The sequence below is a fragment of the Mesorhizobium sp. WSM4840 genome (assembly GCF_055811755.1).
Genome location: NZ_JBVVQD010000023.1, coordinates 69404 through 76621, shown reverse-complemented (window position 1 = coordinate 76621; position 7218 = coordinate 69404). Strand labels below are relative to the sequence as shown.

10 protein-coding genes are annotated in these 7218 nt (G+C 61.5%); 6 read left to right on the top strand and 4 right to left on the bottom strand.

Annotated features, from left to right (window positions below):
* Positions 1 to 1363, bottom strand: a 1363-nt coding sequence (locus AC0L3I_RS26240; protein ID WP_473528780.1) for a trimethylamine methyltransferase family protein, incomplete at its 3' end; no start/stop codon positions are given.
* A 160-nt stretch (positions 1364 to 1523) separates the two neighbouring features.
* Here AC0L3I_RS26240 and AC0L3I_RS26235 point away from each other — a divergent pair.
* Positions 1524 to 2189, top strand: a complete 666-nt coding sequence (locus tag AC0L3I_RS26235; RefSeq protein WP_473528752.1) for a TetR/AcrR family transcriptional regulator — start codon at positions 1524 to 1526, stop codon at positions 2187 to 2189.
* Between the two features lie 47 nt (positions 2190 to 2236).
* A complete protein-coding gene (locus tag AC0L3I_RS26230) occupies positions 2237 to 2386 on the top strand; it encodes a hypothetical protein (protein WP_473528751.1) in 150 nt (49 codons plus the stop codon).
* A gap of 215 nt (positions 2387 to 2601) precedes the next feature.
* On the opposite strand, the gene AC0L3I_RS26225 is transcribed toward AC0L3I_RS26230, so the two are convergent.
* From AC0L3I_RS26225 to AC0L3I_RS26215, 3 genes are all read right to left on the bottom strand, one after another.
* A complete protein-coding gene (locus tag AC0L3I_RS26225; protein WP_473528750.1) occupies positions 2602 to 3042 on the bottom strand; it encodes a DoxX family protein in 441 nt (146 codons plus the stop codon).
* 84 nt (positions 3043 to 3126) lie between these two features.
* On the bottom strand, positions 3127 to 4047 hold the full coding sequence (locus AC0L3I_RS26220) for a Rossmann-fold NAD(P)-binding domain-containing protein (RefSeq protein WP_473528749.1): 921 nt from the start codon (positions 4045 to 4047) through the stop codon (positions 3127 to 3129).
* Complete coding sequence (locus AC0L3I_RS26215) at positions 4044 to 4898, bottom strand: NAD(P)H-binding protein (RefSeq protein ID WP_473528748.1); 855 nt, start codon at positions 4896 to 4898, stop codon at positions 4044 to 4046. Before AC0L3I_RS26215 ends, AC0L3I_RS26220 begins: the two co-directional genes overlap by 4 nt.
* 123 nt (positions 4899 to 5021) lie before the next feature.
* Between AC0L3I_RS26215 and AC0L3I_RS26210 the strand changes: the two genes are divergently transcribed.
* The 4 genes from AC0L3I_RS26210 to AC0L3I_RS26195 all read left to right on the top strand — a co-directional run bounded on the left by AC0L3I_RS26210 (position 5022) and on the right by AC0L3I_RS26195 (position 7014).
* Positions 5022 to 5417 (top strand): winged helix-turn-helix transcriptional regulator, encoded by a 396-nt coding sequence (locus tag AC0L3I_RS26210; protein ID WP_473528747.1) that lies wholly within the window; start codon positions 5022 to 5024, stop codon positions 5415 to 5417.
* A gap of 153 nt (positions 5418 to 5570) precedes the next feature.
* Positions 5571 to 6434: an NAD(P)/FAD-dependent oxidoreductase gene (locus AC0L3I_RS26205; protein ID WP_473528746.1), complete on the top strand. Its 864-nt coding sequence runs from the start codon at positions 5571 to 5573 to the stop codon at positions 6432 to 6434.
* Positions 6435 to 6460: 26 nt separating this feature from the next.
* Positions 6461 to 6673, top strand: a complete 213-nt coding sequence (locus AC0L3I_RS26200) for an AraC family transcriptional regulator (RefSeq protein WP_473528745.1) — start codon at positions 6461 to 6463, stop codon at positions 6671 to 6673.
* Positions 6670 to 7014, top strand: coding sequence for a DMT family transporter (locus AC0L3I_RS26195; protein WP_473528744.1), 345 nt, complete (start codon positions 6670 to 6672; stop codon positions 7012 to 7014). The genes AC0L3I_RS26200 and AC0L3I_RS26195 overlap by 4 nt, the downstream gene beginning before the upstream one ends.
* The last annotated feature ends 204 nt before the right edge of the window (positions 7015 to 7218 follow it).

Below are 7218 nucleotides of genomic sequence, written 5' to 3'. Positions count from 1 at the left end.
ACAATGCCCCTTCAACGGGGTTGGGTACCGGGCCTTGGGTGGGCTGCCCCCAAAAAAACGGCCCCCCGGGGGGCCCCCCCGCTACCCCCCCCAGGCCTCCCGCGGAGGCATCTCCCGGCGTCTCGGTGAAAAATTCGGCCATCATCTGAAGGACTTCGACGTCGGTTATCAGCTTTTCGTAGGAGAGGCTGAGACCGCCTTCGAGCCACCCAGCCGCATGAACGAGCACGGTTGCGCCGGCAAGCACGGCCCCCCATAGGGCGAACTGCGATTCATTGGCGGCCTGCACATCGGAGATGTTGGCCGCGCTACCGCCGCCCGCCCTCCAGGGGAGGCCGAGATATCTTGCGAGCTGCCCTGCGCCGAGCGTCGCCTTCGCGTGCTCGGGCGTCCCGAAGGCGGGTGCGCCCGATTTCATATCCACGTTCGACGAAAAGCTTCCATAAACGACTGGCGCCCCAGTCCGGCTCGTCTGGGCGAGGACAATGCCGGCGAGCGCCTCGGCATGCTGTAGCGTGAGCGCGCCCGCGACCGTGATCGGCGCCATCGCGCCGGCAAGGCAGAACGGCGTGATGACAGTCACCTGACCGGCTCTCGCGAAATCGATGATGCCCTGCGCCATTGGGATGTCGAGTTGGCGAGGCGAGTTGGTGTTTATGATCGTGTAACAGTGGACACCGTTGCGGAATTCATCCTCGGAGAGTCCGCGCGCAAGGCGCATCATCTCGAAACTATCCTCAACCTGAGGTGTTCCGCGCGCGAAGACGAAAGGGATTTTGTCCGACAGCGTGAGTTGTGCCCGCACAGTCGCGTAATGGCGGAAACGCAGGTCGACATCCTGTGGTTCGAGATGGGGTCCGTGCATGTGCAGCACGTCGAACGCCTGTACCAGCCGGACAATCTCATCGAAGTCGGCGAGCGTTCCTGCCCGACGTCCGCGATCGAGATCGGTCACATTAGGACAACCACAGCCCGCGACGAAGGCAAGCGCGCCAGGTTCGAAAACGAGATCACGCTCGCGGGCACCACCTCGTGCCGGAATTGACCGCGGGGCAATCGCAAGAGCTCCAGCGACCACGTCGCGCCCGATGCGGACCATCATGCTGTCGTCATCGACGAGGCAGCCGTTTAAGCGAAACATCTGACGCGCCTCGGGTAGAAGCACCTTGATGCCGAGTTCTTCGAGCACTCGCAACGCGGTGTCGTGGATGTTCTCTATCTGATCGGCCGAGAAAACCTGCTGAGGAGTGAGAGAATTGCGCAGATTGCGGTAGTTCGGTTGCCGCGAAGTCTGAACGCGGTTGCTGCGGGGCCTTCGGCCACCTCGCTGCCGCACCTCGCTCCCCGTTGTTTCGACCAACATGCTCATTCCCCCGGTGCCGTTCGATCGATCAGTCGAGGGCAGCATCTGCCTAAGCTTGAATATCACGGATGCTACCGCCTCTGTACAGCATTGTCCATAGATCATGGACATTAATGTCCACAAACTTGATTTGACGGCAGTGGCGTGACATTGCTTGCCGATGACAAAGCCGACCAATCCGAAGCCGCCTGCGAACAGCAACGCAAAATCCACCCGCGAGGACTGGTTGAATCTGGCGCTCGACACCTTGATCTCCGATGGGGTGGAGAAAGTCCGGGTCTTAAGTCTCGGGCAGAAGCTGGGTGTCTCACGCTCGAGCTTCTACTGGTATTTCAAGAGCCGCCAGGATCTGCTTGATCAGTTGCTAGAACATTGGCGCGACACCAACACTCGTTTCATCCTCGAGCATGCGGCTCGCCCGTCAGCAACCGTCATTCGCGGGGTTATGAGCATCTTTGAATGCTGGATCGACGAACGGCTTTTCGACCCGCGGCTGGACTTCGCGATAAGGGCCTGGGCGCGTCATTCAGGGTCCGTTAGGCGGATCATCGATCAGGCCGACGACGAGCGCGTCGCCGCAATCCGCGATATGTATTTGCGGCACGGATATTCGGCTGAGGATGCCTTTGTGCGGGCGCGCATCCTCTACTTCATGCAGATCGGCTACTATTCGCTCGAGCTTCACGAATCGATGAGCAGCAGGCTCTCGCTGGTTGCAGCCTATCTTCGTAGTTTCACAGGCCAAGAGCCTACGAAAGAAGACATAGCGGACATGGCGCGCTACGCGTCGGAGGCCAACGCTCGCGTGCCATCCGGGACGTCCTGAACTGGCACGACGAGCCTCGATTGCGCAGAGCACCGAGCCGAGACCTGATGGACTCTCGCGTCGCTCGGCCGAGCTTCAATCTGCAGCTCACCTGGCCGCAGATGGACATGGCCTTGGCCCGGGCGCGCCTTGCCGACCTCTTCGGGGTAAATCAATCCTTGGCCTCAGTTCTTGCCGGTGAATTCGAAGAAGGCTGACCCAGGATCAAGCAGCAGTTGTCTCATCTAAATGCCTTCCTACCGATCGGCAGTTGAAGACCGGCCACCTTCGGACCGCATGACGGGCAGCTGAAATTCATGCGCACCGGTTCGATGCCATTGCCAGCTGCGTGCATCGCCGGCAGCCTCGTTGCCCGGTCCTCATCGCTTCGGGTAAGGTCTTTCGCGGGTCAGCGATGGTTGACAGAATGCACCTAGCCGCGAGGCGCTATCGGCGCCTTGGACCAGCGACCCCACACGACAAACAGTGACAAGCCAAGCAGCGCAAGATTGAACGGGAGAACCATTGCGAGCTCGCCGCGCACCGCATGAAAACCGATGGCAAGCACCTGGATGGTAGCGAATCCCAGCGCGGCAAGCGGCGTGAGCCGCGGCAGGATGCGGGTCAGGGCCGGCAGCATGACGCCGATGGCGCCAAGGAGTTCTGACGCGCCTATGAAGCGCAGCAGCCACTCGGGGAGCTCAGTCGCGTAATTGACCCCCATGGCAACCAGGTAGGCGGGCGACAAGAAGCTCTTGCTGACGCCGGCCATGCCGAAGATGCCGGCAAGCGCGATTTGCGCCGACCATAGGCCGATTGCGAGAGCGCGGCTTGGGGCAGGTGCGGCCTTGGTGGCCATTGTTTGTTCGGACATTACTTTCTCCTAGGTCTCTGCCTCGGGAACCGGAGTTCGCGGGCGCATGTTGTGTCGGGGTTATCGCGTTAGGTGTTTTGGCAGTCAGCTCGTTTTGCGGAGCATCTCGGCCGTTTCGCGCAAGACGACGTCGAGCGGCTCGGGCGTGAATCCAAATGCGTTCACGGCCCGTTGGGCGTCGATGATGAATGGGCGATCGAACTGGTAGTAGGTGATGCGCATTTCCCGGAGCATCGGCACGAAAAGGCCGGCGGCCACCAAGCCGGCATAGGGAAGGACGGTCACCCTAGGAGATGGCAGTCCATTCAATTGAGCAAAGCGATCGAGAAGTTGCCGGGCCGTCATCGGCGGGTTGGTAGGCACGTGCCAGGCGTTTCCCAACGCCTGGGGATCTTGTGCCACCCTCACCAGCAACTTTGCGGAGTCGTTCACGGAGGTCCAGCTGCGCGGAACGTCGATCGGGACCGGGGAAATGACCCGCTTACCCACGAGCAAGGGCTTGGCAAGGGCCAAGGCAAACAAGCTGTTGGGCGGAATATGATCGCTGGCGCGAATTTCGGTCAGCTTCAGCCGTCCCGCCTGATGGCGCCGTAGCGCCTCGCGCCAGAGATCGGCACGGACCCTGAGTTTGGGGTGCGTCGCGACAAGCGGGGTGTCCTCGCTCATCGCGCCGTTCACCTGTCCATAGCCGTAGAGATTGCTGTAACTCGCCAGCACCGCGCCCGTCCTCTCCGCGGCAGTCATCATGGCCTCGAACAGGGGCGGCCACTCGGCCGGCCACCGGTCGTATGCCGGGCTGGCGCAGCAATAGATCGCGGACGCGCCCTGGCTGATCACGGCCAACTGCTCGGCGTCGGTCGCGTCCGCCGCGACGCGTTCTATCAAAGGGTGCACCGGCCCCGTGCCACGGCGCGTCACGAGCTTGACCTGCTCGCCGGTGCTCGCAAGCAGGTTCGCCGTAGCAGTTCCGACGCTGCTCGCCCCGACAATGACGCTGAAGCTCATGATAGCGCCCGCAGCGCTTCGCCAAGCGTCTCGACGAAGGGCCTTGCGGGCCTGCCGGAAAGCTTCTCGACCTCGCCGGTCACGATGTCGTTGCCGCCCCTGGCGAATTTCTGCTGGATCGCGATCACCGCATCGATCACGACTTCGGGATAGCCGAACTGGGCGAACCCCGCCCGCAGGGTCGCTTCCGGAGCGGTCTGGAAGCCGATCTCGCGGCCAAGCACTTGCGAGGCAATGGCGGCGCGCTCGGCGCCGGTCAGGCTTTGCTGGCCGGTGAGGTTGTAGATTGCTCCGTCATGGCCGTCGCCGACGAGCATGCCCGCCGCTGCAGCGGCAATGTCGTTGCGCGAGATGAAGGCGACTTTGTTCTCGGCCAAGCCAAAAATCTGATTGGTCTGGGGCGCCGCCACCTCCATGGCGAAGCTCTCCGTGTAGTAGTTCATGCGCAGGATGGTCCACGCCTTTGCCTTCTGGATCAGGGTCTGTTCGCCGCGCCAGTAGGAACCGTGCATGGAGGCGTCTGGGGCCTTCGCGGTTCCAGCAGCAGAGAGGAACACGACGTGCCCCACGCCGGCCGCAACAGCCGCTTCGATCGCGGCAGCGTTCTGCCGCGACCGCGCGCCCGGAGCCAGATCAACCGTCGGGATCAGCAAGAGTCGATCGAGACCGGCATAGGCCTTGGCCAGTGTTTCGGGGTGATCATAGTCGCCGGCCCGCTTCTCCCACTCCCCGGCGACCTTGTCCGGCGTGCGGCTGATGGCGACGATGTCGTGACCCTGCGCTCGCACAGCGAGCTCTGCCAGGACGGCCTGCCCAAGGTGCCCACTCGCGCCGTTGATTCCAACTTTCATGATTGATTTCCTCGCGAACAAAATGTTCGTAAGGTCATATCGGTGCATTAGGCAAACGCGCAAGATTGCACTATTTTGTCCATCACGATCAAAAGTGTGCGCGATACAAACGGAGAACAGAGGATGAAGGCCGGCAACGCACTCCATCACGATGAAGCAGGAAGGGACGAGTGCCGGGCCCTCGGCCAAATACTCGACCGGGTCGGGGACAAGTGGACTGTCATGGCCGTGGGAGCCTTGAAGGACGGACCGGTGCGCTTTACCGCCCTGCTCCGTCAGATCGGGGGCGTATCCCACCGCATGCTGACCTTGACGCTACGAGGACTGGAGGAAGACGGGCTGGTCAAGCGCACCAGTTTCCCGACCATTCCACCGAAGGTCACATATGAGTTGACCCCGCTTGGCCACTCGCTCATTGATCCGCTCCGGACCTTGTCCCAGTGGGCGGTCGAGCACCGGCCCGAAGTTGAGAGCTCCCGGCGGGCGTTTCGTGCCGACCGAGACGAGGATGCCGCCTAGCGCAACATGGGAATGGATTCGAGTTGGCTGTCGTCCTGCGAGCCGGGCTCTCGACGTGTTCTTTCGGTCATCCGGGCGGGCGACCTCAACTTCTGACGGCGTAAGTGAATCTCCCTTCAACCCAAGCCCCACCTCTCCGGAGAAGGGACGGCCGTGCCTTGGGTCAAACCCTACGCTACTGGCGAAAGATCTGGATCAACGCCCGGTCATTTCGACCGAGACGTCCCAGAGCCGCCTCGCGAGCGCCGGATCGGCGGCGGATATATCGGCCTTGAAGCGGCCGCCGTCTCGGCGAAGCTCGGCCTTCGCGTTACGCTGATTGAAAGCGCGCCCCGGATCCTGCAGCGTGTCGCCTCGGTGCAGACGGCATCGTTCTTTCAAAACCTGCACCGAAGCCATGATGTGGATATCTGCGAGGGTGTCGAGCTGGCGACCCTGACCGGCCACGACGGCAGGGTGACACAGGCTCACATGAAAGACGGGCGCACGTTCGACGTGGATTTCGTCATCGTCGGCATCGGGATTCATCCCAATATCGAGCTGGCTCAGGCCGCCGGGTTGGAAATCGAGAACGGTATCAAGGTCGACGGCCATTGCCGCACCTCGGACCCCTCGATCCTGACGGCCAGCGACTGCGCGTCCTTCCCCTGGAAGGGGCAGCGCATCCGGCTCGAAAGTGTCGGAAACGGCATCGACCAGGGTGAAGCCGCCGCCAAGACCATCATGGCGGCTGCAGATCACTATGGCGCGAAGCCTTGGTTCTGGTCGGATCAGTTCGATATCAAGCTTCAAACTGCCGGTCTGGCGGCCGGGCATGACTCGGTCGTCGTGAGACACCTGTCCGACAAGGCTCTTTCCCTATGGCACTACCGAGGCAAGGAGCTGGTGGCGGTCGATGCCATCAACCAGCCCGGAGTGTTCATGGTGGCAAGGCGGCTGATCGAAGCTGGAAAGTCGCCCGAGCCGAAGGTCGTCGCCGATCTGGATACCGACCTCAAATCGCTTTTGCACGCCTGACCAAGCCGACGGCTCTTGAATGAAGGTTGCAGCATGATCCCCTCTCCCACCAAGTTGAAGGTCGGATTTATCCTCGCGCGGTCATTCACGCTTTCAGCCTTCGCCCGGTTGCGCTGGAGGTCGGACTGAAGAACGCCTCTCATTTCACCCGGAGCTTCAAAAGAATCCACGGCCAGACACCGACGCAGCTAAGGGGCGGGGCCGTGCAATCCGAAACCAAGCAGTTGACCCGGCTGTGAGAACCACCCTGTTCACCTATGCCTGCCTCGGTCTCGCCATCCTCGTCGAGGTAACCGGCTCGACGTTCCTGCAGAAGTCGCAGCAATTTACAAAACTGGCTCCAACGCTAAGCTGCATCGCCCTGTACGGACTGTCGTTCTTTTTCCTTTCGCAAGCCTTGAAAAGCCTGCTGCTGGGCGTTGCCTATGCGATATGGTCAGGACTGGGGATCGTACTGACCGCTGCTATTGGCGTAGTTATCTTCAAGCAGGTGTTGGATATCGCAGCGATCGTTGGCATCGGGATGATCGTCTGCGGCGTAGTGGTCATGCAGGTCTTCTCTCACGCTGCAACTCATTGACAGTTCGAGGCGCCGGCCGTTCCTCGTGCTTGGTCAAAATGACGATCAAAGCAGCGACAAGCCGCGCATTGAGCGACGGCCGGCCGGGGCATTACGGCCGGGCACCACAAATTTTAAAAAACCCCATACCAAGGCGGGTTTGGCGCCCCAAACATTTAAAATTTTGTTTTTAAGGTGGGCCCCCCGCGCCCCCGTCGGCGCGGG